Below are 24,688 nucleotides of genomic sequence, written 5' to 3'. Positions count from 1 at the left end.
TTCTCTAGACACGAGCATTCCGCGCTTCGCTGATACCGGTATGCGCTGGACACTGGTGTTCCACTTATTGCTCTCTCGCGCGCAGAGAGCGTTTCCTGTTCCTCTGGACAGGAGCAACGTCCCGCGGCAGTCGGGCCGTGACCCGCGGAGACAGGCTGTAGTCTTCCCATCGCATGACGGGATCAATGCGTACGATTCGCGTTCCTTCATCCCTGTGCGGGTGACGGTACAGTGCGCGCGTTCAACGCGTGCAGGAGCATCCAATGAAAGGCGACGCCAAGGTCATCGAATTCCTCAACAAGGTGCTCTACAACGAGCTGACCGCGATCAACCAGTACTTCCTGCACGCCAAGATGCTGAAGAACTGGGGCCTGAAGGAACTGGCCGAGCACGAGTACAAGGAATCCATCGACGAGATGAAGCATGCGGACGCATTGTCCGACCGCATCCTGTTCCTCGAAGGGCTGCCGAATTTCCAGGCGCTGGGCAAGCTGCGCATCGGTGAGAGCCCGGTCGAGATCCTGCGCTGCGACCTGGCGCTGGAGACCTCGGCGGTGGCGGTGCTGCGCGAGGCTGTGGCCTATGCGGAGAGCATCGGCGATTACGTCAGCCGCGAACTGTTCGTGAAGATCCTCGATTCGGAGGAAGAGCACATCGACTGGCTGGAGACGCAGCTCGATCTGATCGAACGCATCGGCGAGCCGAACTACCTGCTGACCAAGCTCGACGACTGAGCAGTCGCGCAGGCGCCATGCGTGGCGCCGCGGAATTCATGACCGCGCCAAGTGCGCGGATTCCGAAGCAGGCCGCCGCAAAAGCGGCCTGCTTCGTATCCGTCCGTTGGCGTTTTCCCTTTGCACGACGGGCCACGCCTTGTGGTCACGTGGCCTCTTTCCGCAGGCATTCCCCTTCACGACGAGCGTGAAGAGACGGGGAGGTTCAGGCCCGCATCGCCTGTCCGCTGCGCATGTCCGATTGATAGCCGATCAGCGCCAGTCGCGCACGGGCGAACTCGGCGATGATCAGTGCGACCATCACCGCCGGGCGCTCGAGCCTGCCTGCACGCGCGGCCAATTCGACGCGGCGTGCCGCAGCCGACAGGGCAAGGGCGCCGACGTTGGCGCTGGCCGATTTGAGGCTGTGCGCCAGTTCGCGCAGCTGGTCCAGGTCGGGCACGACCGCGGCTTCCTGCAGCTGGCGCACGAGCGGAGTGGTGTCGTCGAGGAACACGTCGATGATGGTCGCGGTCTCGGCGCCGGCGATCTCGCGCAGTTCGTCCAATACCTCGCGGTCGAGCACGGGCAGGGCGGTGGTCTGCGCCGCCGATGCCGGTGCCTCCTCGATCTCGGCAGGTGTCGCTGGCGGGCTTTCGACAGCGGTGCCTGTCGCTGGCCGGCACCAGCGCAGCAGGCAGGCCTGCAGGCCCTCGCGCGAAATGGGCTTGGAGAGGTAATCGTCCATTCCCGCATCCAGGCAGCGCTGGCGGTCGCCGGCCATGGCGTTGGCGGTCATGGCGATGATGGGCAGGCGCGCGGCGTCCGTGGCCACTTCGTGCCCGCGCCAGTTGCGGGTGGTGGCATAGCCGTCCAGAACCGGCATCTGGCAGTCCATCAGTACCGCCTGGTAAGGCGCAGCGTGCAGCTTGTCCAGTGCGAGCTGGCCGTTGATGGCGGTGTCCACCTCGCAACCGATGACGGCCAGCAGCTTCTGCGCCACCAGCAGGTTGACCGGGTTGTCCTCGACCAGCAGCACCCGCGCGCCGGCCAGCCCGGCATCGTCGCCCTGCGGCATCGGGGAAGCTGCCGCCTGCATGGCCGCTGCCGGCGGAAGCTGGCCGGCGGAAGGCGTCGCGCTGACCGGCTCGGACAGTGCCGCGCGCAGCGCTGCATCCGATGCCTGTCGCGACACCACGCGCGGGCTGTCGTGCAGTTCGGCGGGCAGCGGCGCATCGCCGTGCAGCCAGACCAGGCGGTGGTCGCCGCCCGCGCGTTGCAGCGCCGCCACGCCAAGGCGCAGCGAGGGCAGGTCGCCGACGACGGCATGCCAATGTTGCGGTGTGCCGGCCGAGCGCAGCAGGTCCAGCGCTTCCTGCACGGTATCCACGCTGCGCACTTCGAACCCCCAGTTCGGCAGGACGAGTTCCAGGCGCTGGCGCAGGTGCGCGTCGGTGGAGACCAGCAGCACGCGCGGCTGGATGCCGTGGGCCGGTGCGCGCAGGTCGCCGATCACCTTCAGCAGCGGAATCTCGAACCAGAAGGTCGAGCCCTGCCCGGGAATGGAGTCCAGGCCGATCCGGCCGTGCATCAGGTCGATGATGCGCTTGCAGATGGCCAGGCCCAGGCCGGTGCCACCGTACAGGCGGGTGGTGGAGGCGTCGGCCTGGGTGAAAGCGCTGAACAGGCGCTCCTGCTGGTCGGCATCGATGCCGATGCCGGTGTCGCGGACTTCGAAGCGCAGCAGGTGCTGCGCGTTGGTCTCGCCCATCCGCCGCACATGCACCTGGATGCCGCCACGCTGGGTGAACTTGATCGCGTTGACCATCAGGTTGCTGAGGATCTGCCGCAGGCGCACCGGATCGCCGCGCACCGCCAGGCGCACCGCCGGATCGAGCACCAGGGTGATGTCCAGCCCCTTGTACTCGGCCGAGCGCTGCATCAGCTGCAGCAGCGAATCGAGCAGTTCGCGCAGGTTGAAGGTGGTGATCTCCAGCTCCAGCCGCTGCGCTTCGAGCTTGGAGTAGTCGAGGATGTCGTCGACGATGCGGAACAGCGCCCGCGAGCTCTCGCTGGCGGTGTTGAGCATCTCCCGCTGCTCCGCGGCCAGCGGCCCCTGCGCGACCATTTCCAGCATCGGGATGATGCCGTTGAGCGGGGTGCGGATCTCGTGGCTCATCGTGGCCAGGAACTCGCCCTTGGCCAGCATCGCCGCCTCGGCGTCCTGCTTGGCCTGCAGCATCTGCTGCTCGAGCCGGGCATGGCGCTGCTGTTCCTGGCGCAGGCGCTGCAGTTCGCGCTCGTTGTCGCGGGAGCGCTGCGCGAACGCTTCGGAGGTATCGGCCAGTGCGCGCGCGGCGAGCGCGGCCAGCAGCGCGCACAGGCAGGCGAGCGCGGCCAGGGCCGTGGTGACGATCTGCGCCGGCACCGGCGGCGGAAGCCACGACGCCGCGCCAGCGGCCACCGCGAGCATCGCGGCGGCCATGGCCCAGCGGTTCGCCGCCTGCATGTCAGAGCACCGTGTTCTGGAAGTCGAAGTCCAGCTCGCTGCCGACCGACTGCACCACGTTGCCCTGGATGAAGTCGATGCCGCTCATCCACATCGCGGCGGCGGCCTGCGGATCCTCGATCTGCTGGCCGATGATCTGCAGCCCGGCGCGGTGTGCGGCGTCGATCGCCCCGCGCAGTTCGTCGCGCAGCTTCTGGCTGCCGTGGCTGCCGGCGAAACGCCCGGCCATGCGCACGAAGCCCAGCGGCAGCTGGGTCATCAGCGCGTTGGCTTCGTCGCCGGGTTCGAACTGGCTCAGGCAGAGCTGCACGCCTGCCGGCGTCAGCTTTTCGCAGAACTGCTGCAGCGTCACCGCGTGCACCAGCGCGTCGGCCAGGCGCACGTCGATCACCAGCGAACTGCCGGCGATCTGCCGGTCCGCGATGGCCTTGAGCAGCCAGTCGGCGAACGCTTCACGGGCGAGGGTGCGCAGCGACTGCGACACGAACAGGCGCATCGGCGGCACGGCGTGCTGGTAGCGGTGCAGCAGGCCCAACGCGTGGTCGAGCACCTGCTGGTCGAGATCGCCGATGCGCCCGGCCGCCTCCGCGGCGGGGATCACCTGGCCGGCCGAAAGCAGGGTGCCGTCGTTGCGGCGCAGGCGCAGCAGGACCTGGTACTGCGCGGTATCGCTGCCGGCGACGGCCACGATCGGCTGGTAGGCCAGTTCGATCTGGCCCTCCAGCAGGGCAAGGTGTTCCTGCGCGGCGGCATCGGTGCTGCCCTGGTAGGCGGCCACTCCGTCGGTGACCAGGCGCGCCTGCAGGGCGGCGCGCTCGACCGCCTCCAGCGCGACGCCGGCGTCCTCGAAGCCCTGCGACAGGCGGGCGTGACCGATGGCGCAGCGCAGGTGCAGGGATTCGTCCTCACGCACCAGGAACGGATGCGCGGACAGCGCCTGGCGCACGGAGCGGGCCAGTGCGTCGATCGCGTCCTCGTCCATACCGCGGGCCAGCAGCAGGAAACTGTTGTCGTTAAGCCGTGCCAGCAGATGTGGGCGTCCGGCTTCGGCGAGGCGCCGGCCAGCCTGCATCATCAGGCGCTCGAAGGCGGCATAGCCATACCGTTCGCGCAGGCCAAGGGCGCTGGCGATCTCGATGAACATCAGGCCGCCGTGCTCGGCCGCGGCCAGCGCCGCGTCCAGCTGCAGCATCAGGTTGTGCCGCGTGGGCAGGCCGGTCTCGGGATTGTTCAGCGCCGGGCCGGCGGTGGCGCCCTGCGATTGCTGGCGCGAGCGGCGGATGCGGTTGGCCACCGCGGCAACCAGGTGGCGCGGGCGGATGGGCTTGGTCAGGAAGTCGTCGGCACCGCTGTCGAGCACTTCGAACTGGCGCTCGGGGTCGGGGTCGCCGGTCAGGAACACGATCGGCAGCAGCTGCTGGTGCGGGTTCTGGCGGATCAGCGCGGTCAGGCGCATGCCGTCCAGCCCGGGCATGTGCAGGTCCATCAGGATCAGGTCGGGGCGGTGCTCGACGATGGCCTGCTGCACGCCTTCGGCCTCCATCTGCACGATGGCCTGCATGCCGGCGCCATGCAGCACGCTCTGCGCGAACAGCGCCTGCGAGCGGTCGTCCTCGACGATCAGCACGCGGTAGGGAGTCTCGGCGGCGGAGGGCTGGCCCGGTTCCGGCGCGGTGGCCGTGCCGGCGGGTGCTGCGCTGATATGCGCCGTGACTGCTTCGGCCGGCGGCGCGTTCTCCACGCTCCAGCGCTGCCAGTAGTCCGCGGGCGGAACCTCCGCGCGCGACAGGCGGGCGGAGGAAGTAGGTGTGTCGTTGCTTGCCATCGGTGCTCCCCGTATGCCGTGGATTATGCGGTCAAGGGGCCGGTGGCAGCGAATGATCCCTCGTCATCGCCGGCGCCTGGGCCGGCGGCGGGGGCGCGGCGAACAGGCGCTTCATCCCGCGCCAGAGCGCGCGCCAGACCAGCCATACAGTCAACGCGCCGAGCAGGCTCGCGCCCAGCACGAAGACCAGCGCCAGCCAGGGATGGGCGAGCGCCAGGGCTAGGCCGGCGATGACCACGCCATCCTCGGCCACCGATGCCGCCCAGTTGCTGGCCGGCTCCGGTGAGGTGTTCAGCAGCGCGCGGGTGCCGGCCTTCAATCCGTGGCTGGCCAGCGCCACGCCGGCGCCGGCGGCGAGCGCGCCGGTGCTGAGCTGTCCGTCCTGCGAAAAGGTCGCCGCTGCCAGGAAGGCACCGGCGGGTACCCGCGCCAGGGTCTGCAGCAGGTCCCAGATCGAATCCACGCCGGGGATCTTGTCGGCGAAGAACTCGGTGGTCGCCAGCGCGGCCGACGTGCCCAGCACCCACCACGACTGCGTGGCCTGCAGTGCCGGCGGCAGGTCGACCCAGCCCAGCAGGCCGGCCAGGCCGACGCCGAACACGGTCAGGTACACGCGGATGCCGGCCAGCCAGGCCAGCAGGATGCCGATGACGAAAACGTGGGCTTCGGTCATGGTCGCGGACTCCCGCGGGAACTGTGAGCAGGATCGCAACTATCGGCCATGCCCCCCGCGATTGCCAGTTCCCGCCGGGCCGCGGCGGGAGTCGTTTACACTGCCCAGCCGTTTCAACCGGAGCGAAGGTGCCGCTTCGTGCAGGATCCGGCACCGGTATGTATCGCCATGAGCAACCGATCTCCGTCGCGTTTCCAGATCACCCTGCGGGGGACATCGCAGCGGCCGGCCTGGACACGGCTGGTCGTCCTCGCCGTCGCCTGGCTGCTGTCGCTGCTGCTGGTCGGCTGGCTGGCCGCCCGCTACGCCTCGCCGGATGCCGGCGGCGTGCGCGAGCGCCTGCGCCAGAGCGAGCGCGCCAGCGCCGCCCAGCGCGCCGAGATCGAGGAACTGCGGCAGAAGCAGGCCACGCTGGAGGCATCGGACAGGATCAGCCGCGCGGCCAACACCGAGGTGCAGGCCTCGCTGGCCGAGCGTGACGAGGAAATCGCCGGGCTGCGCGCGGACGTGGCGTTCTACGAGCGCCTGGTGGGCGCGACCAGCCAGCGCAAGGGGTTGAACGCGCATTCGGTGGAATTCTCCACCGAAGCCGCCGGCACCTGGCATTACAGCGTGGTGCTGACCCAGAACCTGAACCGGGGCGCGATCAGCCAGGGGCAGATGCGGTTCTCCGTTGAAGGGGTGAAGGACGGCAAGCTCGCCACGGTGACGTGGGACGACCTGCACCAGCGGAAGGATGTGCCCGGGCAGGCCTATTCATTCCGGTATTTCCAGCGCCTGGACGGCAGCGTGATGCTGCCCAAGGATTTCACCCCGCAGCGTGTGCGAGTCTCGCTGGCCGGGCCCGGGGGGAGCGCGACGCAGACATTCGATTGGAAACTCGCCGGCAACGGCAGAGGGGAGTAGTCATGTTCAAGAGCAAGTCCAGCCGCGACAGTCACCTGGTCGTGGATGCCCTGATCGGGCCGCAGGTGGTGATCCGGGGCGACGTGGTGTTCAGCGGGGGCCTTTATGTGGAAGGGCGCATCGAGGGCCGGGTGATCGCCGAGGAAGGCGCCAAGGCGGTGCTGACCCTGGCCGAGCAGGGGCATATCGACGGCGAGGTGCGCGCGTCGGTGGTGGTGCTCAGCGGGCGCATGGATGGCGACGTCCACGCGGGCGAACGCATCGAATTGACGCCGACCGCGCGGGTCAACGGCAATGTCCACTACCAGGTGGTGGAGATGGGCGCCGGCGCACAGCTCAACGGCCGCCTGGTGCATGCGGCGGCGATGGCCGCGCTGCCTTCGCCCGAAGCGGTGGCGATGCAGGAGAAGGCTGAAGCGGCGGAGGCTTGAATCGGCGCGCGGCCGTCCCCATGCTGGGCGCATGAGTACGCTCGTTTCCCTGCCCGGCGCCACGGCCGCCCCCGACTACCAGTCCCTGGATCGCCCGCTGAACTTCACCGCGGCCGCGGCGGCCAAGGTGAGCGAGCTGATCCGCGACGAGGGCAACGATGCCCTGGCCCTGCGCGTCTATATCCAGGGCGGCGGCTGTTCGGGCTTCCAGTACGGCTTCGAGTTCGACGAGAACCGCGCCGAGGACGATCTGGCGGTGGTCACCGATGGTGTGACCCTGCTGGTCGATCCGCTGAGCCTGCAGTACCTGATGGGCGCCGAGGTGGATTACACCGAAAGCCTGACCGGCGCCCAGTTCGTGATCCGCAACCCCAACGCCCGCACCACCTGCGGCTGCGGCAGCAGTTTCGCCGTCTGAGCGGCGCGCGCCTGCGCCGCGCCATGTCGTGGGCGCTCAGGCGCCCCCACGAATGCGGGGAACTTCTCGCCACGGTGGTTTGCCGGTAGGCTGCCGACGATGCCTGCTTCCGATTCTTCCCTCCACGGACACGCCTTCGCCGGCGCCGCGCTGGATCGTGCCGATGCGTTGCGCGACGACGCCGACGCCCTGGCCCGGCTGTGGCCCGATGCCCGCGTACTGGTGCTCGATGCTGACGGTACGGCCTTCGCCGATGCGGACGGCCAGCCTTTCCTCACCAGCGGCCGTGAACTGGGCGGTGGGCCGGGGGCGGCCATTTTCCTTGGCATGCAGCAGGAGCGCGCGTGGTTCGTGGTCGAGGCGGCCATGGTCTCGACGCAGGCGCCGGGGCGCATCGACCTGCGCCGCGCCGCGGCCGAATGGCCGGCCGACATATCGGGGGTGTTCTGCTACGCGCGCGGCATGTCGTACTGGCATTCGCGCAACCGTTTCTGCGGCGTCTGTGGCGCCGCCGTCGTTTTCGGGCGCGGGGGGTTCATCGGCCGTTGCGGGCAGTGCGGCACCGAGCACTATCCGCGCGTGGACCCGGCGGTCATCGTCGCGGTCGAGCATGACGGCCGGTTGCTGCTGGGGCGCCAGTCCAGCTGGGCACCGCGTCGCTGGTCGGTACTGGCCGGTTTCGTCGAGCCGGGCGAGACCTTCGAGCAGACCGTGGCGCGCGAGGTGTTCGAGGAAACCCGGGTGCGGGTGATCCAGGCCGACTACCTCTGCACCCAGCCCTGGCCCTTCCCGGGCGCGTTGATGGTTGGCTTCCGCGCCACCGCGCATGGCGACGCGCCGCAGGTGGATGGCGAATTGGAAGACGCGCGCTGGTTCGAGGTCGAGGAGATCGGCGCCGCGCTGCGCCGCGAGCAGGCCGACGATGGCCAGGGCATCCTGCTGTCGCCGCGCATCTCGATCGCGCGCACGCTGATCGAGGACTGGTACCGGCGCCGGCAGGCATGAAGCCGGCGCCTGGCCGCCTTGGGCATCGACATGCGCGGCCTTGGCCGGGCCTACAATCGGGACCCGGAGGAATTGCATGTTCACGACCCTGGTAGCAGTGATCGCGGCGCTGGTCCTGGGCCACCTGGCGGCGGGGCCGATGGCGACCCTGCGCGACTGGCGCTGGTTCGGACGCTGGCTGGGCTGGCTGCAGGTGCACGAGGGCGGCGGCAACGCCGGTCGCTTCGGCCTGCTGCTGGCGGTCGCGCCCTGCGTGCTGCTGGTGGCGGTCCTGCAATGGCTGCTGGCCGGGCGCCTGTACGGGCTGCCGGCGCTGTTGTTCGGCATCGCTGTGCTGGCGCTGTGCTGGGGGCCGCGCGACCTCGACCGCGATGTCGAGGCGGTCATCGATGCCGAGGACGCGGCCGCCCATGACGCGGCCGTGGCCCAGCTCCAGTCCGCCGGCGGGAGCCTGCACGAGGATGCGCCGACGCTGGTCGACGCGACCATCTACAACGCGCTGCGGCGCTGGTTTGCGCCCCTGTTCTGGTTCCTGCTGCTGGGTCCGCTGGGTGCGGTGCTGTACCGGCTGCTGGCGCAGTCGATTCATGGACCGATCGCGGCCACCGTGGCCGCCGAAGCCCGCGACATGGGCGCCTGGGCCTTGGCCCTGCTGGAATGGCCGGTCGCCCAGTTGATGACGTTGTCGATGGCGCTGGTCGGCAATTTCGACACCGTGTTCTCGGCGTGGCGCCGCGCCGGCGGCAACCGCTGGTCACTGGACCTGGGGTTTCTCGGCGAGGCCGCGCGCGCTGGCGTCGGCATGGAACTGGCCGAGGACGCAGCCGATGCGCGCGAGGCTGGACTGGTGCCGCACGCCGAGCGCCATCCCGAACTGCGTGATGCGATGAGCATGGTCTGGCGCATGCTGCTGTTGTGGATGGCGCTGCTGGCGCTGTTGATCATCGCCGGCTGGGTGGGATGAGCGCGACGCAGATGTAGATGCCGGGCTCTTGCCCGGCACGGGGCTTCACCGGGAGAGCTTCATGCGGGGCAAGCCCCGCATCTACGAGGTGATCGCGCCACGCAGGCAAGTAGGCGTGCAAGGACATGGCCTGCCGTCGCGCTTGGAAGTGCCGCCGCCGGGCGCGACTTTTCAGCCCGGTGCGAACACGGCGAACGAATGCCGTGGCAGGTTGCCGGCGATCCGCGCCACGCAGGCAGGGAGGCGCGCATGGAGCATGGCGCGCCGCCGCGCGTGGAAGTGCCGCCGCAGGACTCGGCTTTTCAGCCCGGCGCGAGCAGGGTGAACGGATACCAGGGCAGGTTGCGGGCGACCCAGTACACCGGCAGCACAATCAGCCACAGCTTCGGCTCCATCACCACTTTCATCAGCGGCCTCAGCCAGCGCGGATTCCAGCCCGCGGACCAGAGCATCATCAACGGGATCAGGGCGAGCGTCGTCAGTCCCAGTGGATTCATCGAGAATGCGCGCAGCAGGTCGCCATGCACCAGTGCATGCAGTGCGCGCGTCAGCCCGCAGCCGATGCAGTAGTACCCGGTGAATGCCAGGAACATGCAGGGCGGGAAAGGGTTGCCTTCGACATTCGGGTCGAAGGTCCACAGCAGCCAGATGCCGACGGGGATCGCCAGTGCGACCCCCGCCAGCGCGAACCTGTGGCGGGTTCCGAGCAGGAGCGCCACGGTTTACTGGTATTGCTGCAGCATCTCCATGTAGGCGGCGCTGCCGCCCATGGCGAAGTAGATGACGTTGAACAGCAGGCCGACGATGGCCAGCGCGGTGGCCACCCAGCACCAGGTCTTGGCGCTGTTGGAGGCGCGGCGGGCGCCTTCGATGTCGCCCTGGTTCAGCAGGTTGTTCACCTTGCTGGAGAACACGATGGCGACGATGCCCACCAGGCCCAGCGGGCAGCACAGGCAGGTGGCCAGGACCGTGGCGATGATCGACCAGGCCAGGTGGTTGGGGATGCTGCTGGTGGGATTGACGGTATTCATGCGTTCTCCGATGGGTTGCGATCAGCGTGACTTGCAGGCGTTCGCCGCGGTCAGCGACGAGAGGATCATGGCCGCGACCCAGCACAGCGGCCAGGTGATGAAGCCGATGAAGACGAAGCACAGCAGGACGTTGACGAAGGTCAGCGCCCAGTAGCCGAACATGATGATCAGGCCGGTGCCGACATTGCCTGCGTACATGTGGCCGATGCCGAAGGTCTGCAGGAACAGGCCGGGCAGCACTTCCAGCAGGGCCGCCACGCCGCCGGACTTCTGCGGGTGGTAGTAGTGGTGCACCTGCTGCGGCGGTGGAGCGGCGGGAGGGGGCGGTGGGATGTCCATGTTTCCTCGGTATCGGCGGGTGCCGCGCGTTCCCTGCAGCCGCGTCGGGGCTGGCTAGCGTAGCGATTTGTCACGCAGGCGGTAAAGCAGGTCAGGCATCGTCGCCGCGCAGCGCCCTTACCCGGGCCTCCAGCGCCGCCGCGTCGGTCGCGGCGCCGTCGACCACCGGGCCTGCGACCACTTCGACGTGGGCGCGGAAGCGGCGCGGTACCCGCATCCGTCCCAATCGCGTGTCGCGCCGGCTCCACATGCTGCTCCACATGCCTTTCAGCGCCAGCGGCACCACCGGCACCGGGCGCCGGGCGAGGATCTTCTCCACGCCCGAGCGGAACGGCGCGATCGTACCGTCGCGGGTCAGCGCGCCCTCTGGAAAGATGCATACCAGCTCGCCTTCCGCCAGTGCGGCGTCGATCGCGTCGAACGCGCGCTGCATCAGCTCGGGGTCCTCCTTCGGGCTGGCGATGGGGATGGCCTTGGCGGTGCGGAATATCCAGCGCATCACCGGGATGTTGAATATCCGGTAGTACATGACGAAGCGCACCGGGCGCGGCACCACCGCCGACAGGATCAGCGCGTCCATGTAGCTGACGTGGTTGCAGACGAGCAGCGCCGCGCCCTCGTCGGGCACATGCTGCTCGATGCCGGCCGGGCGCAGGCGGTACAGCGTGCGCACCATCACCCAGCTCAGGAAGCGCATCAGGAACTCGGGCACGATGCTGAAGATGTACGCGGCCACCAGCACGTTGGCGATGGCCAGCGCGAGGAACAGCTGCGGCACGCTCCAGCCCAGCACGCTCTGGGTGAGCAGGCCGGCCATCGCCGCCAGCACGATGAAGCCCGAGTTCTGGATGTTCAGCGCGGCGAACACGCGTGACATCTCCGATTTCGGCGTGCGGCTCTGGATCAGCGCGAACAGCGGCACCACGAACAGGCCGGTGAACAGGCCGATGCCGAGCAGGTCGGCGACGATGCGCAGGCTGCCAGGCTGGTGCAGGAAGCCGGTCACGTCCAACCCGCTCACCGCCACCGTGCCGGTGCGGGCGAAGTACAGGTCGAACAGGAACGCGCTCATGCCGAACGCGCCCAGCGGCACCAGGCCGATCTCGACGGTGCGCCCGGACAGCTTTTCGCACAGCAGCGAACCGGTGCCGGTACCCACCGAGAACAGCGCCAGGGCGAAGATGTACAGGGTCGAGCCGCCGCCCAGGTTGACCTCGGCATAGGTCGGCAGCTGCGAGGTCAGGATGGTGCCGACGAACCAGAACCAGGACACGCCCAGCACCGCGTTGCGCACCGCCTTCTGCTTCCTGGCCATGCGCAGCACGACCAGCGATTCGGACAACGGGTTCCAGTTGATCTTCAACTCCGGCGCGCCGGCATCCACCTTCGGGATCAGCCGCGCGGCGGTATTGCCGGCCACCGCCAGCACGATCACCGCCACCGCCGCGACGATCGGGCCGTGGCTGCCGGCCAGGGTGAAGATCAGCCCGCCGGCGATCATGCCGCCGAGGATGGAGAGGGAGGTGCCCATCTCGACCAGGCCGTTGCCGCCGGTCAGCTCCTCCGGCTTGAGGATGGAGGGCAGCACCGAATACTTCACCGGCCCGAACAGGGTGGACTGCAGGCCGGTGCAGAACAGCGCCACCAGCAGCACCGGCATGCTCTGGGTGAGGAAGCCCAGCGCGGCCAGCGACATGATCACGATTTCCATCGTGGTGGTGATGACGATCAACCGCTGTTTTTCGAGCTTTTCGGCGAACTGCCCGGCCAGCGCCGAGAACAGGAAGTAGGGCAGGATGAAGATCGCCGGGGCGAGCATGGCGTAGATGCTGCGCTCCTTCGTGCTCACGCCGAGGAAGAACAGCAGGCCGATGATGGCCTGGCGGTACACGTTGTCGTTGAAGGCGCCCAGCGCCTGGACGACGAAGAACGGCAGGAAGCGGCGCTGTCCGAGCAGCGCGAACTGGTTATGGCCGGCCACGTGGGTTCCTTGGTTTGCGGCGCACCTTAGCAGGTTCGACAGGGCCCCCGTGCGTCGCGGCGGCGGGCAGCAGCCCGAGCAGGGCGCGCGCGGCGGGCGTGGGATCGGCGCGCCACACGACGCAGGTGCGGAAGCGGAACGGCTCGGCCAGCGGGCGCACGTCGACGCCCTGCATGCGCGCCGCCATGCTGTCCGGGATCGCCGCCACCGCCAGCCCGGCGGCCACCAGCTGGCGCAGCAGTTCGCCATGGCTGACTTCGTATTGCAGCTGCGGCGCGACGCCGCGTTCGAGCAGGGCGTCGTCCATCATCCGCCGCACGCCGGCGCCGGGCACCAGCGCGGCCAGCGGCACGCCGTCCAGCGCCTGCAGCGGAACGCGCCGCATCGCCGCCAGCGCATGCCCGGGCGGGAGCAGCAGCGACAGGCCTTCCTCGTCCAGCAGGCGGTGCTGCGCCGGCAGCGGCACCTGCGGGCCGACGCCGACCAGCGCCACGTCCAGCCGGCCTTCGGCCAGCTCGGCCAGCAGTTCCTCGCTCATGCCCACGCGCAGGTGCACGTCCACGGCCGGGTGCGCGTTGCGGAAGGTGGCCAGCAGGGCGGGCACGTCGACCACGGTGAGGGCGGTGATCTGGCCGATATGGATGCGCCCGCGCACCGTGCCCAGCGCCAGCGCCATTTCCTCCTGCAGGCGGGCGGCGGCCTGCAGGGTCAGCCGGGCGTTGCGCAGGAACACCTCGCCGGCCGCGGTAGGCCGCACCCGGCGATGGCCGCGCTCGAACAGGCGCGCGCCGAAGGCGTCCTCCAGCCGCGCCACCTGGTGGCTCAGTGCCGACTGCACGGTATGGCAGCGCGCCGCGGCGGCGGTGAAGCCGCCTTCCTCGGCCACGGCGACGACGAATTCCAGCTGGCGCAGGGTGAACATGCCATCACTCAAGCAGATGCAAAGGATGATGACAATGCATTTGTGTCATCCATGGCGCGCCTACAGACTTGGCCGCCTGTTTCTTCCCTCCCCCGGCACCGCGATGTCTTCCGATTCCGTTTCTTCCAGCGTGCTCACCCAGTCGCGGGTATTCCTGCTGGCCGCCGCCACTGGCCTGATCGTGGCGAGCAACTATTACGCCCAGCCACTGCTGCAGCTGCTGGGCGATGCGTTCGGCCTCGGCGCCGGCCAGGTCGGCTGGGTGGTGACCGTGGCCCAGCTGTCCTATGCGGCCGGCCTGCTGCTGATCGTGCCGCTGGGCGACCGCCTGGAGCGGCGCCGGTTGATCGTGGCGCTGTTCGTGCTGGCCGCGGCGGGGCTGGCGATCAGCGCCAGCGCCGGCCATTTCGCGCAGCTGCTGGCCGGCACCGCGCTCAGTGGCCTGTCCGCCGTGGCGGCGCAGGTGATCATTCCGCATGCGGCGACGCTGGCGGCGCCCGAGCGGCGCGGGCGGGTAGTGGGCACGATCATGGCCGGCCTGCTGCTGGGCATCCTGCTCGCGCGCACGGCGTCGGGCGTGCTGGCCGGCATCGGTTCCTGGCATACCGTGTACTGGGTGGCCGGCGTGGCACTGCTGCTCATGGTGGTGGCGCTGGCCCGCATGCTGCCGGCTTACCGGCCCCGGGCGACGCTGCCGTATCCGCGCCTGATCGCCTCGGTACTGGCGCTGCTGCGCGACGAGCCGGTACTGCGCCGGCGCTCGCTGCTCGGCGCGCTGCTGTTCGCCGGCTTCAGCGTGTTCTGGACACCGCTGGCCTTCCTGCTGTCCGGCCCGGCCTATGGCTATTCCATCGCCACCATCGGCCTGTTCGGGCTGGTCGGCGCCGCCGGTGCGCTGGCGGCCAGCCGTGCCGGCCGCCTGAGCGACCGCGGCCTTGGCCGACAGGTGACCGGCGGCGGCCTGCTCCTGTTGCTGCTGTCGTGGCTGGTGCTGTTGCTGGCGCCGGTCTCGCTGGCCGCGCTGGTGGCGGGCGTGCTGGCGCTGGACGTGGCGGTGCAGGCGGTGCACATCGACAACCAGAGCACGATCTACCGGCTGGACGAAGGCGCACGCAGCCGCATCACCGCGGCGTACATGACCTGCTACTTCATCGGCGGCGCGACCGGTTCGGCGCTGGGCACGCTGGCCTGGACCCGGTTTGGCTGGACCGGCGTGTGCATGCTGGGCATCGCGCTGGCGGTGGTGGCGCTGCTGGCGCTGCCGCGCGCGTCGGCGCAACGCTAGGCGACGGGGGCCGTGGCCTGCGCACTGCCGCCCACGGCTTCGTCGGCGGCGGCGCGCAGGCGCGGCAGCAGGCGCAGGATCAGCGCCAGCTGGGTGCGCACCAGCCGCGACTTGTCGTCGATGTCCTCGGGCAGTTGTTCCAGCGCATCGGCCAGCGCGATCTCGTCGACCTCGGCCGCAGGTGCCGCCTGTCGTTCCGACAGTGCCGCGGACAGGCCGGCCAGCGCCTGCTGCAGGCAGCGCTGCGCGTCGCCGACCAGCGGATCGTCGCTCACCGCCGCCTGCGCGCGGTGCGCGCCAAGCGCGGACAGGTAGCCGAGCAGGGTGTTGGACAGGGCCAGGAAGCGGAAACCCGCGTCGAGGTTGCCACGCGCGTAACCGGGCTCGCGCAGCATGTTGGACAGCGCCACCGACAGCGCGACGTCGGCGTTGTGCATGTCGCGGCGGGCGATGCGGTAGGGCAGGTCGTCGCGCATGCCGCTGCGGTACTGGCCCAGCACCTCGTCCAGGTAGCGCGTGCTGGTGGCGATCACCTGCGCCATCACCCGGTGCAGGCGCCGCCCCTGCCAGTCGGGCAGGATCAGCAGCGAGGCGCTGGCGGCGATGGCGCAGCCGATCAGCGTGTCCAGCAGGCGCGGCCAGATCAGCACGAAGCCGTCGCCGAGCAGGTTGAAGCACAGCAGCGCCATGGTCGTGATCGCGGCGGTGGCGATCACGTAGCGGTCGGTGCGGGTGACGAAAAACAGCAGCGCGGCGGCCAGCGCCAGCAGCAGCTGCAGCGTGGTGCCCGGGAACAGCTGCATCAGCGCCCAGGTCACGCCCAGGCCCACCAGCGTGCCGCCGATGCGCTGCACCAGCCGCAGCCGGGTGGCGCCGAAGTTCGGCCGGCACACGAACACGATGGTGAGCAGGATCCAGTAGCCGTTGCTCGGGTGCACCAGTTTGAGCACCGCATAACCGGCGATCAGCGCCAGCGCGATGCGTACGCCGTGGCGGAACAGCAGCGAGCCGGGCGTCAGCGCCTGGCGCAGGCGCGTGGCCATCTCGCGCAACGTGTGCGGCGAGGAATCGCGCAGGCGGGTGTCGATGCCTTCCAGCGGCGTGTCTGCCAGCGACGCTTCGGACAACTGCCGCGCGATGCTGGACAGGTTGGTCGCCAGCAGCTGCAGCGAGCCGAGCAGGCGCTGCCAGCGCGGGTTGTGCTGGTCGCGCAGGTACTGCAGCGAGTGTTCCAGGTCCTGCCCGGCCTGGCGGTTGCGCTCGCCATAGTCGAATGGCTGGCGCAGGCGGATGGCCTGGCCCAGCGCCATGCAGGCGCCGCCCTGCAGCGACAGCAGCCGGCGGCAGCGGTACAGCACGTCGCTGTGGAAGAAGGCTTCGGTCAGCGCCTCGTAGGGATAGTGCGAGGAACTGGCGCGTTCGTGGAAATCCTGCGCCATGTAGTACAGGCGGAAATACAGCCCGGACTGCACGCCGGGCCGCCCGGAACGGCCGAAGCGGCTGAGGATGGCGGTCTTGGCGGCGTTGAGCGCCTGTACCACGCGCACGTTCTGTTCGGCCAGGGCCAGCCGCCGCGCTTCCAGATCGCCATGCCGCACCGGCTCGAACAGGTCGGCCTTGAGCTGCAGGTAGCGGCCCAGTTCGCCGAACAGCCGCGCCAGCCGCTCGCGCACCGGCCGGTTGGCGAACATCACCGTCCACAGGATCGACAGCGCGCCATACCACGCCGCGCCGGCCAGCATCTGCGCCACATCGCGCCAGGCCGCTTCCGGGCCGGCATCGTGGTGCTGGTCCATGGCGATCATGGTGTAGATCGCCAGCGTCACCGTGGCCTGGCCGATGGATGCGTAGCGCTCGCCCAGCGCGCCTAACAGGGTCAGGGCGAATGCGGCCAGTGCCAGCGCGGCGACGAAGGGCAGCGGCCAGGCGAACAACTGGATGACCGCCGCGGCGGCGGCGGTGAAGCACAGCAACGACAGCAGTACCGACTTGCTGCGGCCCCAGCCGTTGTCGTCGGTCTCGGCCACGGCGCTGGCGATGGTCCCCAGGAACAGCGAAGGCAGCGGCTGCAGGTCGCCGCGGTACCAGCACACGGCCATCAGCGTGGACAGCGCGATGGATACGCGCAGTCCGTAGCTGGCCTTCTCATGGGCCCAGAGCCGGTTCAACAGGCGTTCGGTGGGGCGCATGCCGGTGCCGTGGATCGCGAAGCGTGGGGATGCGCCAGCTTGCCGTGCGGGCATGAAAGCAGCAAGGCAGTGGAGCAATGCCTGATGCGCGGGAGCAGGGAATGCCCCCGAGGAAAAACGCCGCTCTACGGTGGCGGGGCATTGGCCTCGCGCATGAAATCGACGAACACCCGCAGCTTCGGCGCGAGCTGCGCGCGCGACGGGTAGTACAGGTGGAAGCCCGGGAACGGTGGCTGCCAGGCGTCGAGTACGCGCAGCAGCCGGCCAGCGGCGATATCGTCGGCCGCGGCGGCCTCGAATACCTGCGCCAGCCCCTGGCCGGCGATGGCCATGCGCCGGCCGAGTCCGCTGTCGTTGAAGATCGGCCCGCCGTCGACCTCGACGCTGAAATCGTGGCCGTCGCGGGTGAACTCCCACGGCATCAGCCGGCCATCGCTGCGGCGATAGCGGATGCAGGCGTGCGTGGCCAGCGCCTCGGGTGTTTCCGGCGGACGATGCCGGCGCAGGTAGCCGGGTGCGCCGACCACCACCAGGCGTTGCGGCGGCCCCAGCGGCACGGCGACCATGCCGTCGGCCAGCGATTCGCCCAGGCGGATGCCGGCATCGAACCCCTCGGCCACCAGGTCGGTCAGCGCCGCCTGCACCGCCAGTTCCACCTCGATATGGGGAAACCGTGCGGAAAAGGCCGGCAGATGCGGCAGCAGCATTTGTTCCACCACGATCCGCGGCGCTGTGACGCGCAGGCGCCCGGCAGGGATGTCGCGGCTTTCCTCCAGTGCCTGCAGCGCGCCGCCGATGCGCGCCAGCGCCGGCGCGGCTTCGCGCAGCAGGCGCTCGCCCGCCTCGGTCAGGCCGACCCGGCGCGTGGTCCGGTGCAGCAGGCGCACGCCCAGCCGTCGCTCCAGGCTGCGTACCGACTGTGATGCCGCCGAGGCCGACATGCCCAGTTCGATCGCCGCGCGGCTGAAGCTGGCATGGCGCGCGACGCAGGCGAAGGCAGCCAGCGCAGGCAGCAATGATGGGTCGATTGTGAAGTCGTGCTTCATTGAGGTTGCAGATTATCCGGATTTATCGGCGGAAGCCCCACCTCTACAGTGACCTTCCCCGATCTGGAGCACCGCCATGCAGACCCGCACCCTCGGCCGCGATGGCCCCACCGTTTCAGCGCTCGGCCTCGGCTGCATGGGCATGAGCGCGTTCTATGGCGGCCGTGGCGACGATGCCGCGGCCATCGCGGTGATCCATCGCGCGCTGGAGCGCGGCGTCACCCTGCTCGACACGGCCGACATGTACGGCCCGCATACCAACGAGGCGCTGGTCGGGCGCGCCATCGCCGACCGCCGCGACCAGGTGGTGCTGGCCACCAAGTTCGGCATCCGCCTCGATCCGTCCGCCCCACAGGCGCGTGGCGTCGATGGGCGGCCCGAATACGTGCAGGCCGCCTGCGAGGCCAGCCTGAAGCGGCTGGGCGTGGATCACATCGACCTGTACTACCAGCACCGGGTCGATCCGCAGGTGCCGATCGAAGATACCGTCGGCGCGATGGCGCGGCTGGTCGAGCAGGGCAAGGTGCGCTGGCTGGGGCTGTCGGAGGCGGCGCCGGAGACGATCCGCCGTGCGCATGCGGTGCATCCGGTTGCCGCGCTGCAGACCGAGTACTCGCTGTGGTCGCGCGAACCGGAGGAGAACGGCGTGCTGGCCACGGTGCGCGAGCTGGGCATCGGCTTCGTGCCGTATTCGCCGCTGGGCCGTGGTTTCCTGACCGGCGCGATCCGCACGCCGGAGGACTTCGACGCGGACGACTACCGGCGCCGCTCGCCGCGCTTCCAGGGCGACAACTTCGCCCGCAACCTGGCACTGGTGGAGCAGGTGCGTGCGCTTGCCGCCGCCCGGGGCATCAGTGCCGGGCAGCTGGCGCTGGCCTGGGTGCTGGCACAGGGCGAGGACCTGGTGCCGATCCCCGGTACCAAGCGGCTGGCGTACCTGGAAGAGAACCTCGGCGCGCTGGACGTGGCGCTGGATGCCGACGACCTGGCGCGGATCGACGCGGTATTCCCGGCCGATGCGGCCGCCGGCGCGCGTTACCCGGCCGCGAGCATCGGCAGCGTGCATCGCTGAGGTGTGCAGGCCATGAAAGGAAAGGGCGGCCAGCGGCCGCCCTTTCCTCGTCCGTCGCCGTGTTTACTGCTGCTCGCGGGCGATGGCACGCCAGCCGATGTCGTTGCGGTGGAATTCGTTGTCCCAGTGGATCTTCGCAACGCCGGCGTAGGCGCGCTGCTGCGCGTCGGCGACGCTGTCGCCCAGCGCGGCTACGCACAGCACACGGCCGCCAGCGCTGACCACGTCGCCGGCGGCATCCAGCGCGGTGCCGGCATGGAACACCTTGGCGCTGGCCGGCACATCGGCCAGGCCGCTGATGACATCACCGGTGACCGGGGTTTCCGGATACGGCCGGGCGGCCATCACCACGCCCAGCGACGGGCGCGGGTCCCATTGCGCTTCCACGCCGGCCAGCGCGCCGTCGATGGCGGCTTCGAGCAGGTCGACCAGGTCCGACTGCAGGCGCAGCATCACCGGCTGGGTTTCCGGGTCGCCGAAACGCACGTTGAATTCGATCACTTTCGGCGCGCCGTCAGCATCGATCATCAGGCCCGCGTAGAGGAAACCGGTGAACGGCACGCCGTCGGCGATCATGCCGGCCACGGTCGGTTCCACCACCTCGCGCATTACCCGCGCATGCACTTCAGGCGTCACCACCGGCGCCGGCGAGTACGCGCCCATGCCGCCGGTGTTGGGGCCGGTGTCGCCATCGCCCACGCGCTTGTGGTCCTGCGAGGTGGCCATCGGCAATGCGGTATGGCCATCGACCATGGAGATGAAGCTGGCCTCCTCGCCTTCGAGGAACTCCTCGATCACCACGCGCGCACCGGCATCGCCGAAGGCGTTGCCGCTGAGCATGTCGCGCACCGCGGCCTCGGCCTCGTCCAGCGTCATCGCCACGATCACGCCCTTGCCGGCGGCCAGGCCGTCGGCCTTGATGACGATGGGCGCGCCCTTCTCGTGGAGGTAGGCCAGCGCTGCCTCGACGTCGGTGTGCACGGCGTAGAACGCGGTGGGAATGCCGTGGCGGGCGAGGAAGTCCTTGGCGAAGGCCTTGCTGCCTTCCAGCTGCGCGGCGGCGGCGGTCGGCCCGAAGATGCGCAGGCCCGCCGCGCGGAACGCATCGACCACGCCGGCCACCAGTGGCACTTCCGGACCGACCACGGTCAGGCCCACGGCTTCGTCCTGTGCCAGTTTGAGCAGGCCGGCGATGTCGGTGACCTTGACCGCCACGTTGCGGCACTTGTCTTCGGTCGCGGTGCCGGCATTGCCCGGGGCGACGATCACTTCGCTCACGCGTGCGGACTGGGCCAGCTTCCAGGCCAAGGCGTGTTCGCGGCCGCCGGAGCCGATGACGAGGATCTTCATGGGGTCAGTTCCTGTGGGGAATTCAAGGAGAGGAGCAGTCGGAGGCTTTCAGGGTCGCTTCGAAGAACACCGCGCCGTCGGCGTCGACGAAGCGTCGGCGCACACCGCCGCCGGCGGCGTAGACCGGCGCCAGCGCCTTGTCCGTGCACAACTCGGCCATCGCGTTCTGTTCGTCCTGGTGCAGTGCCTCGAACACCTCCGGTCGGGCCTTGGCCATGGCCACAGTGGCGTCGGGGAAGTGGATCACCAGCACCAGGTCATCGCCATGGCGGTGTACCGATTCGACCACCAGCCCATCGCGGTAGGGCGCCGGCAGTTGCTTGCCGAGCGTGGCGATGGCCTGCTGCTGCGCATCGTCCAGGTTGCCCTTGCCGCAGGCCGCCAGCAGCGGCAGCAGCAGGATCGCGGCAAGCATGCGGAGGGTCGGGCGCATCGATGGCGGTCCCACGGCGATGGAGGGTGTGCCTGCTTGCCGGAGTCGACGCCGTGGCCGCATGGTTCAGTTCTCGACGTAGAGCGATTCGAGCTGGTCGTCGAATGCGAAATTGTTCGTCATCCAGGCATCGCGCGGGCGATAGAAGCTCACGCGCCAGCGCAGGGCATGCTTCTCGAACTTCTGCAGGTAGACATAGCGCACGAACGACTGGCCGATGCGCTCGGTCTTGACCAGCTCATAGCCCAGCGGCTTGCCGAAACGGGCTTCGATCACCTGCCACTGCAGGCTGGCATTGCTGGTCAGCCCGTCGATCTCGGCAGGGTCCATCGGCCAGTAGGGCTTGAGGATGGCGAACGCGGCGCCCGGCGGCTGGGTCATGGCCACGTCCATCATCTTCCGCGACAGCGCCAGCGTATCGGCCTCGCTGCGGAGCGTTTCCGCGCCGGCGACAGCGGGAAATGCCAGCAGCAGGAGAGCGAGGAGCAGGTGTTTCATGGGTGAGGGACCTCAGTGGCGGAAGTGGCGCACGCCGGTGAACACCATGGCGATGCCGTGTTCGTCGGCCGCGGCGATCACCTCGGCGTCGCGCATCGAACCGCCAGGCTGGATCACCGCGGTGATGCCGGCTTCGGCGGCGGCGTCCAGACCATCGCGGAACGGGAAGAACGCATCCGATGCCATCACCGAGCCCGGCACCACCAGCCCGGCGTCGGCAGCCTTGATGCCGGCGATGCGCGCCGAATACACGCGGCTCATCTGGCCGGCGCCGACGCCGATGGTGCGTTCGTCCTTCGCATAGACGATGGCGTTGGACTTGACGTACTTGGCCACGCGCCAAGCGAACAGCAGGTCGCGCAGCTCCGCGGCGGTCGGCGCGCGCTGCGTGACCGTCTTCAGCTCGTCGGCGGTCATGCCGCGGTTGTCGGCGCTCTGGATCAGCAGGCCCGAACCAATCCGCTTGGTGTCGTAGTTGTTGCGGGCGTCGCCGGCCGGGATGCGCAGCACGCGCACGTTGGCCTTCTTCGTGGCGTACTCCAGCGCGGCAGGCTCGTAGTCAGGGGCGATCAGCACTTCGACGAACTGGCGGTCGAGGATGGTCTTCGCCGTGGCCGCGTCCAGCGTACGGTTGAAGGCGAGGATGCCGCCGAAGGCGCTGGTCGGGTCGGTGTTGTAGGCCAGCTCGTAGGCAGCACCGACATCGGCGGCCACGGCCACGCCGCACGGGTTGGCGTGCTTGACGATGACGCAGGCCGGCACCTCGAACTGGCGCACGCATTCCCATGCGGCATCGGCGTCGGCCAGGTTGTTGTAGCTCAGTTCCTTGCCCTGCAGCTGCACGAAGGTGGCCAGCGTGCCCGGCACCGGGTACAGGTCGCGGTAGAACACGCCGCTCTGGTGCGGGTTCTCGCCGTAGCGCAGGTCCATGACCTTGATGAAGGACGAATTCATCTGCGCCGGGTATTCCTCGCGCACCGGCACCGCAGCGGTGGTGTCGCTGACCGCGGACAGGTAATTGCTGATCGCCGCGTCGTACTGGGCGACGCGGTTGAACGCGGCCACCGACAGCTCGAATCGCTTGGCGGCCGACAGCTTGCCGTCGTTGGCATTCAATTCGGCCAGCAGCGCGTCGTACTGGTCCGGGCTGGTCGCCACGGCGACGCGGGCGAAGTTCTTGGCGGCGCTGCGCAGCATGGCCGGGCCGCCGATGTCGATGTTCTCCACCGCGTCGGCCAGGGTGCAGTCGGCCTTGGCGGTGACCGACTCGAACGGATACAGGTTCAGCACCAGCAGGTCGATGGGCGCGATGCCGTGCCCGGCCATCACCGCATCGTCGGTACCGGCGCGGCCCAGCAGGCCGCCGTGCACCATCGGGTGCAGGGTCTTGACCCGGCCATCCATCATTTCCGGGAAGCCGGTGACGTCGGACACGTCCTTGACCGGCAGGCCGGCCTCGCGGATCGCCTTGGCGGTGCCGCCGGTGGACAGCAGTTCGACGTTGCGCGCGGCCAGCGCGCGGGCCAGATCGATCAGGCCGGTCTTGTCGGAAACGGACAGCAGGGCCCGGCGCACGGGCAGCAGATCAGCAGACATGGGGGTGAGGAGGGAAGCGGAAGCGGGCCGGTATTGTAGCGGCCCGCGGCTTGCGGGTTTGGTTGCAGCGGTGACGGAGACATGCAAGGCCGGCCAGCGGCCGGCATTGCATGTCGCTCATTCGGCTGGAGGCGCGCAGCGCCGGGTTGTCTGGCAGGCGCTGAAGGAAAGTGCCGACCTACGTTCGGCACCCATCACAGGCATCGAGGATGGGCCTGGAGCGAAGCCCCCTGAGTCAGGGGCACGCCACCGCGCGAAGCGCGAACGGCGAAGCCGGCCCGAGGGGCGAGCCGCCAGCGGCGAGTCAAGGCGCGGGGTGTGGATGGCAAAAGACGGGGGCCGAGGTTTGCGAGGCAAACCGTGGGGCGACAGCGCGAAGCGACGGCGCGTCTCAGGCCAGCCCGTATTCCTTGAGCTTCTTGCGCAGGGTGGCGCGATGGATGCCGAGCAGGGCCGCTGCGCGGCTCTGGTTGCCCTCGCAATGGTTGAGCACTTCCACGAACAACGGGATTTCCATCTCGCGCAGCACGATCTCGTAGACATCGTCGGCGTCGCAGCCGTCCAGATCGCGCAGGTAGCGTCGCACGGACTGGGCGACGTGTTCGCGCAGCGGCGGCTTCGGAGCGCCACGACTGTTGTCAGGACGGGGTAGGGCAGCGTTCAAGGGGATTCCCGGATTCAGCGGAGCCGGCGCGGCGCACCCGGCATGGGGAGGGGAGTCTAGCGCGTGGGCGAGGGGGCTGCCATGCCGGCCGGCACGGTCAGCGGAACTCGAAGGTATAAGCCACGGTGGCCGCCGAGGGTTCGCGCAGCAGGAACGAGACCTGCGCGCTCTGGCCTGGTTCCAGCCGTTGCGCCGGGTCATGCGCGGCGTCCAGATAGTCCTGCGGTTGCAGCAGGCGGCGCCCGATCACGCGGCCATCGGCATCGGACAGCGACAGCGACAGCGCGGGCCAGGCCTGCGCCCAGCGCGCGTCGTTGCGGAAGCTGGCCTGGACCTGCAGCACGCCCTGGCGCCCGGCCAGTGGCCGGACTTCGCGCTGCAGCATGGTGTAGGCCTCGGGCTGGTGCCAGGCCGGCAAGGTGCAGCGCAGGACCGCGCACAGCCCGCTCACGACCGGCCGCCAGCCGGCGCGGGCCGCGAGCGTGGCGCGGTCGGCGATCACCACCTGGACGGCGAGCAGCAGGGCCAGGGCGCCCAGCAGCAGCCACTGCCAGCGCGGCGTGCGGTGGGCGGGAGTCGAGCCTGCGGGCGGGCGGCGCAGGAAGCTTGGTGCGACACCTCCTCCGTGCCTCGGGATGTCCTCGTCCTGCTCCATGGCCGCGTCGCCGCCGATGCCGGCCGGTGCGTCGTCCTGCGCGGCCGCGGAGGGGGCCTCCTGTTGCGGAGCGCCGGCATCGACGTCCGTAGCCGCCGGTTCATCGGACCGGGGCGCCGCCCCATCCTGCAGGAGCGTGGCCAACGAAGGATGGGGCGGCGTGGTTTCTTCGCTCATGGCGGG

At 69.5% G+C, this 24,688-nt stretch carries 24 protein-coding genes; 8 read left to right on the top strand and 16 right to left on the bottom strand.

What is annotated here, in order from left to right; translation table 11 throughout:
• The first annotated feature begins 263 nt into the window (after window positions 1-263).
• Complete coding sequence (gene bfr, locus AC1DGW_RS07485; RefSeq protein ID WP_104939714.1) at window positions 264-734, top strand: bacterioferritin; 471 nt, start codon at window positions 264-266, stop codon at window positions 732-734.
• A 205-nt stretch (window positions 735-939) separates the two neighbouring features.
• Here bfr and AC1DGW_RS07480 read toward each other — a convergent pair whose 3' ends face one another.
• The 3 genes from AC1DGW_RS07480 to AC1DGW_RS07470 are packed head-to-tail and all read right to left on the bottom strand — an operon-like array spanning window position 940 to window position 5,720.
• The gene (locus AC1DGW_RS07480) at window positions 940-3,222 is read right to left on the bottom strand and encodes a hybrid sensor histidine kinase/response regulator (RefSeq protein ID WP_478021147.1); all 2,283 of its coding nucleotides are present in this window, start codon (window positions 3,220-3,222) and stop codon (window positions 940-942) included.
• 1 nt (window position 3,223) lies between these two features.
• Window positions 3,224-5,047, bottom strand: a complete 1,824-nt coding sequence (locus tag AC1DGW_RS07475; protein WP_478021145.1) for an EAL domain-containing protein — start codon at window positions 5,045-5,047, stop codon at window positions 3,224-3,226.
• Between the two features lie 31 nt (window positions 5,048-5,078).
• Window positions 5,079-5,720: a DUF4126 domain-containing protein gene (locus tag AC1DGW_RS07470; RefSeq protein ID WP_478021143.1), complete on the bottom strand. Its 642-nt coding sequence runs from the start codon at window positions 5,718-5,720 to the stop codon at window positions 5,079-5,081.
• Between the two features lie 168 nt (window positions 5,721-5,888).
• On the opposite strand from AC1DGW_RS07470, the gene AC1DGW_RS07465 reads away from it, so the two are divergent.
• The 5 genes from AC1DGW_RS07465 to ampE all read left to right on the top strand — a co-directional run bounded on the left by AC1DGW_RS07465 (window position 5,889) and on the right by ampE (window position 9,444).
• Window positions 5,889-6,626, top strand: a complete 738-nt coding sequence (locus tag AC1DGW_RS07465) for a DUF6776 family protein (RefSeq protein ID WP_478021141.1) — start codon at window positions 5,889-5,891, stop codon at window positions 6,624-6,626.
• 2 nt (window positions 6,627-6,628) lie between these two features.
• Entirely contained in the window at window positions 6,629-7,057 is a 429-nt protein-coding gene (locus AC1DGW_RS07460) for a bactofilin family protein (RefSeq protein ID WP_055766332.1), read from the top strand.
• A 31-nt stretch (window positions 7,058-7,088) separates the two neighbouring features.
• Complete coding sequence (erpA, locus tag AC1DGW_RS07455; RefSeq protein WP_055766328.1) at window positions 7,089-7,475, top strand: iron-sulfur cluster insertion protein ErpA; 387 nt, start codon at window positions 7,089-7,091, stop codon at window positions 7,473-7,475.
• A gap of 99 nt (window positions 7,476-7,574) precedes the next feature.
• A complete protein-coding gene (gene nudC / locus AC1DGW_RS07450; protein ID WP_478021139.1) occupies window positions 7,575-8,480 on the top strand; it encodes an NAD(+) diphosphatase in 906 nt (301 codons plus the stop codon).
• 76 nt (window positions 8,481-8,556) lie between these two features.
• Window positions 8,557-9,444: a regulatory signaling modulator protein AmpE gene (gene ampE, locus AC1DGW_RS07445; RefSeq protein ID WP_478021137.1), complete on the top strand. Its 888-nt coding sequence runs from the start codon at window positions 8,557-8,559 to the stop codon at window positions 9,442-9,444.
• 302 nt (window positions 9,445-9,746) lie between these two features.
• On the opposite strand, the gene AC1DGW_RS07440 is transcribed toward ampE, so the two are convergent.
• The 5 genes from AC1DGW_RS07440 to AC1DGW_RS07420 all read right to left on the bottom strand — a co-directional run bounded on the left by AC1DGW_RS07440 (window position 9,747) and on the right by AC1DGW_RS07420 (window position 13,717).
• Window positions 9,747-10,154 carry a DUF2752 domain-containing protein gene (locus AC1DGW_RS07440; protein ID WP_478021492.1) on the bottom strand — a complete coding sequence of 136 codons (408 nt, stop codon included), beginning with the start codon at window positions 10,152-10,154 and terminating at the stop codon, window positions 9,747-9,749.
• Window positions 10,155-10,166: 12 nt separating this feature from the next.
• Window positions 10,167-10,475 (bottom strand): CD225/dispanin family protein, encoded by a 309-nt coding sequence (locus AC1DGW_RS07435; RefSeq protein ID WP_456117202.1) that lies wholly within the window; start codon window positions 10,473-10,475, stop codon window positions 10,167-10,169.
• Window positions 10,476-10,496: 21 nt separating this feature from the next.
• The gene (locus AC1DGW_RS07430) at window positions 10,497-10,814 is read right to left on the bottom strand and encodes a hypothetical protein (protein WP_478021134.1); all 318 of its coding nucleotides are present in this window, start codon (window positions 10,812-10,814) and stop codon (window positions 10,497-10,499) included.
• A gap of 91 nt (window positions 10,815-10,905) precedes the next feature.
• Complete coding sequence (locus AC1DGW_RS07425; RefSeq protein ID WP_478021131.1) at window positions 10,906-12,795, bottom strand: MFS transporter; 1,890 nt, start codon at window positions 12,793-12,795, stop codon at window positions 10,906-10,908.
• Window positions 12,782-13,717, bottom strand: a complete 936-nt coding sequence (locus tag AC1DGW_RS07420) for a LysR family transcriptional regulator (protein WP_478021129.1) — start codon at window positions 13,715-13,717, stop codon at window positions 12,782-12,784. Before AC1DGW_RS07420 ends, AC1DGW_RS07425 begins: the two co-directional genes overlap by 14 nt.
• 103 nt (window positions 13,718-13,820) lie before the next feature.
• Here AC1DGW_RS07420 and AC1DGW_RS07415 point away from each other — a divergent pair, with 103 nt between their 5' ends.
• Window positions 13,821-15,002: an MFS transporter gene (locus AC1DGW_RS07415; RefSeq protein ID WP_478021127.1), complete on the top strand. Its 1,182-nt coding sequence runs from the start codon at window positions 13,821-13,823 to the stop codon at window positions 15,000-15,002.
• Here the strand turns inward: AC1DGW_RS07415 and yccS are convergent.
• Together yccS and AC1DGW_RS07405 are read right to left on the bottom strand one after the other, a co-directional pair.
• Window positions 14,999-17,191, bottom strand: a complete 2,193-nt coding sequence (yccS, locus tag AC1DGW_RS07410) for a YccS family putative transporter (RefSeq protein ID WP_478021125.1) — start codon at window positions 17,189-17,191, stop codon at window positions 14,999-15,001. The genes AC1DGW_RS07415 and yccS overlap by 4 nt on opposite strands.
• 125 nt (window positions 17,192-17,316) lie before the next feature.
• A complete protein-coding gene (locus tag AC1DGW_RS07405; RefSeq protein ID WP_478021123.1) occupies window positions 17,317-18,237 on the bottom strand; it encodes a LysR family transcriptional regulator in 921 nt (306 codons plus the stop codon).
• A 76-nt stretch (window positions 18,238-18,313) separates the two neighbouring features.
• Between AC1DGW_RS07405 and AC1DGW_RS07400 the strand changes: the two genes are divergently transcribed.
• Entirely contained in the window at window positions 18,314-19,309 is a 996-nt protein-coding gene (locus AC1DGW_RS07400; RefSeq protein ID WP_478021121.1) for an aldo/keto reductase, read from the top strand.
• A gap of 63 nt (window positions 19,310-19,372) precedes the next feature.
• On the opposite strand, the gene purD is transcribed toward AC1DGW_RS07400, so the two are convergent.
• The 6 genes from purD to AC1DGW_RS07370 all read right to left on the bottom strand — a co-directional run bounded on the left by purD (window position 19,373) and on the right by AC1DGW_RS07370 (window position 24,682).
• Window positions 19,373-20,659: a phosphoribosylamine--glycine ligase gene (gene purD, locus AC1DGW_RS07395; protein ID WP_478021119.1), complete on the bottom strand. Its 1,287-nt coding sequence runs from the start codon at window positions 20,657-20,659 to the stop codon at window positions 19,373-19,375.
• A gap of 22 nt (window positions 20,660-20,681) precedes the next feature.
• Complete coding sequence (locus AC1DGW_RS07390; RefSeq protein ID WP_478021117.1) at window positions 20,682-21,092, bottom strand: hypothetical protein; 411 nt, start codon at window positions 21,090-21,092, stop codon at window positions 20,682-20,684.
• Between the two features lie 66 nt (window positions 21,093-21,158).
• On the bottom strand, window positions 21,159-21,590 hold the full coding sequence (locus AC1DGW_RS07385) for a hypothetical protein (protein ID WP_478021115.1): 432 nt from the start codon (window positions 21,588-21,590) through the stop codon (window positions 21,159-21,161).
• Window positions 21,591-21,602: 12 nt separating this feature from the next.
• Complete coding sequence (gene purH / locus AC1DGW_RS07380) at window positions 21,603-23,186, bottom strand: bifunctional phosphoribosylaminoimidazolecarboxamide formyltransferase/IMP cyclohydrolase (protein WP_478021113.1); 1,584 nt, start codon at window positions 23,184-23,186, stop codon at window positions 21,603-21,605.
• Between the two features lie 391 nt (window positions 23,187-23,577).
• The gene (gene fis, locus AC1DGW_RS07375; RefSeq protein ID WP_478021111.1) at window positions 23,578-23,850 is read right to left on the bottom strand and encodes a DNA-binding transcriptional regulator Fis; all 273 of its coding nucleotides are present in this window, start codon (window positions 23,848-23,850) and stop codon (window positions 23,578-23,580) included.
• 97 nt (window positions 23,851-23,947) lie between these two features.
• Window positions 23,948-24,682, bottom strand: a complete 735-nt coding sequence (locus AC1DGW_RS07370) for a DUF3426 domain-containing protein (RefSeq protein ID WP_478021109.1) — start codon at window positions 24,680-24,682, stop codon at window positions 23,948-23,950.
• Window positions 24,683-24,688: the final 6 nt, after the last annotated feature.

The sequence above is a fragment of the Stenotrophomonas sp. 05N423 genome (assembly GCF_056397145.1).
The sequence above is the reverse complement of the archived record's forward strand: the minus strand, read 5'-3'. Positions and strand labels throughout refer to the sequence as shown.

What these genes read in the sequence shown, in the direction of transcription:
- bfr (WP_104939714.1), top strand. Translation starts at nt 264, where the DNA reads ATGAAAGGCGACGCCAAGGTCATCGAATTCCTCAACAAGGTGCTCTAC.
- AC1DGW_RS07480 (WP_478021147.1), bottom strand. Translation starts at nt 3,222, where the DNA reads ATGCAGGCGGCGAACCGCTGGGCCATGGCCGCCGCGATGCTCGCGGTG.
- AC1DGW_RS07475 (WP_478021145.1), bottom strand. Translation starts at nt 5,047, where the DNA reads ATGGCAAGCAACGACACACCTACTTCCTCCGCCCGCCTGTCGCGCGCG.
- AC1DGW_RS07470 (WP_478021143.1), bottom strand. Translation starts at nt 5,720, where the DNA reads ATGACCGAAGCCCACGTTTTCGTCATCGGCATCCTGCTGGCCTGGCTG.
- AC1DGW_RS07465 (WP_478021141.1), top strand. Translation starts at nt 5,889, where the DNA reads ATGAGCAACCGATCTCCGTCGCGTTTCCAGATCACCCTGCGGGGGACA.
- AC1DGW_RS07460 (WP_055766332.1), top strand. Translation starts at nt 6,629, where the DNA reads ATGTTCAAGAGCAAGTCCAGCCGCGACAGTCACCTGGTCGTGGATGCC.
- erpA (WP_055766328.1), top strand. Translation starts at nt 7,089, where the DNA reads ATGAGTACGCTCGTTTCCCTGCCCGGCGCCACGGCCGCCCCCGACTAC.
- nudC (WP_478021139.1), top strand. Translation starts at nt 7,575, where the DNA reads ATGCCTGCTTCCGATTCTTCCCTCCACGGACACGCCTTCGCCGGCGCC.
- ampE (WP_478021137.1), top strand. Translation starts at nt 8,557, where the DNA reads ATGTTCACGACCCTGGTAGCAGTGATCGCGGCGCTGGTCCTGGGCCAC.
- AC1DGW_RS07435 (WP_456117202.1), bottom strand. Translation starts at nt 10,475, where the DNA reads ATGAATACCGTCAATCCCACCAGCAGCATCCCCAACCACCTGGCCTGG.
- AC1DGW_RS07430 (WP_478021134.1), bottom strand. Translation starts at nt 10,814, where the DNA reads ATGGACATCCCACCGCCCCCTCCCGCCGCTCCACCGCCGCAGCAGGTG.
- AC1DGW_RS07420 (WP_478021129.1), bottom strand. Translation starts at nt 13,717, where the DNA reads ATGTTCACCCTGCGCCAGCTGGAATTCGTCGTCGCCGTGGCCGAGGAA.
- AC1DGW_RS07415 (WP_478021127.1), top strand. Translation starts at nt 13,821, where the DNA reads ATGTCTTCCGATTCCGTTTCTTCCAGCGTGCTCACCCAGTCGCGGGTA.
- yccS (WP_478021125.1), bottom strand. Translation starts at nt 17,191, where the DNA reads ATGCGCCCCACCGAACGCCTGTTGAACCGGCTCTGGGCCCATGAGAAG.
- AC1DGW_RS07405 (WP_478021123.1), bottom strand. Translation starts at nt 18,237, where the DNA reads ATGAAGCACGACTTCACAATCGACCCATCATTGCTGCCTGCGCTGGCT.
- AC1DGW_RS07400 (WP_478021121.1), top strand. Translation starts at nt 18,314, where the DNA reads ATGCAGACCCGCACCCTCGGCCGCGATGGCCCCACCGTTTCAGCGCTC.
- purD (WP_478021119.1), bottom strand. Translation starts at nt 20,659, where the DNA reads ATGAAGATCCTCGTCATCGGCTCCGGCGGCCGCGAACACGCCTTGGCC.
- AC1DGW_RS07390 (WP_478021117.1), bottom strand. Translation starts at nt 21,092, where the DNA reads ATGCGCCCGACCCTCCGCATGCTTGCCGCGATCCTGCTGCTGCCGCTG.
- AC1DGW_RS07385 (WP_478021115.1), bottom strand. Translation starts at nt 21,590, where the DNA reads ATGAAACACCTGCTCCTCGCTCTCCTGCTGCTGGCATTTCCCGCTGTC.
- purH (WP_478021113.1), bottom strand. Translation starts at nt 23,186, where the DNA reads ATGTCTGCTGATCTGCTGCCCGTGCGCCGGGCCCTGCTGTCCGTTTCC.
- AC1DGW_RS07370 (WP_478021109.1), bottom strand. Translation starts at nt 24,682, where the DNA reads ATGAGCGAAGAAACCACGCCGCCCCATCCTTCGTTGGCCACGCTCCTG.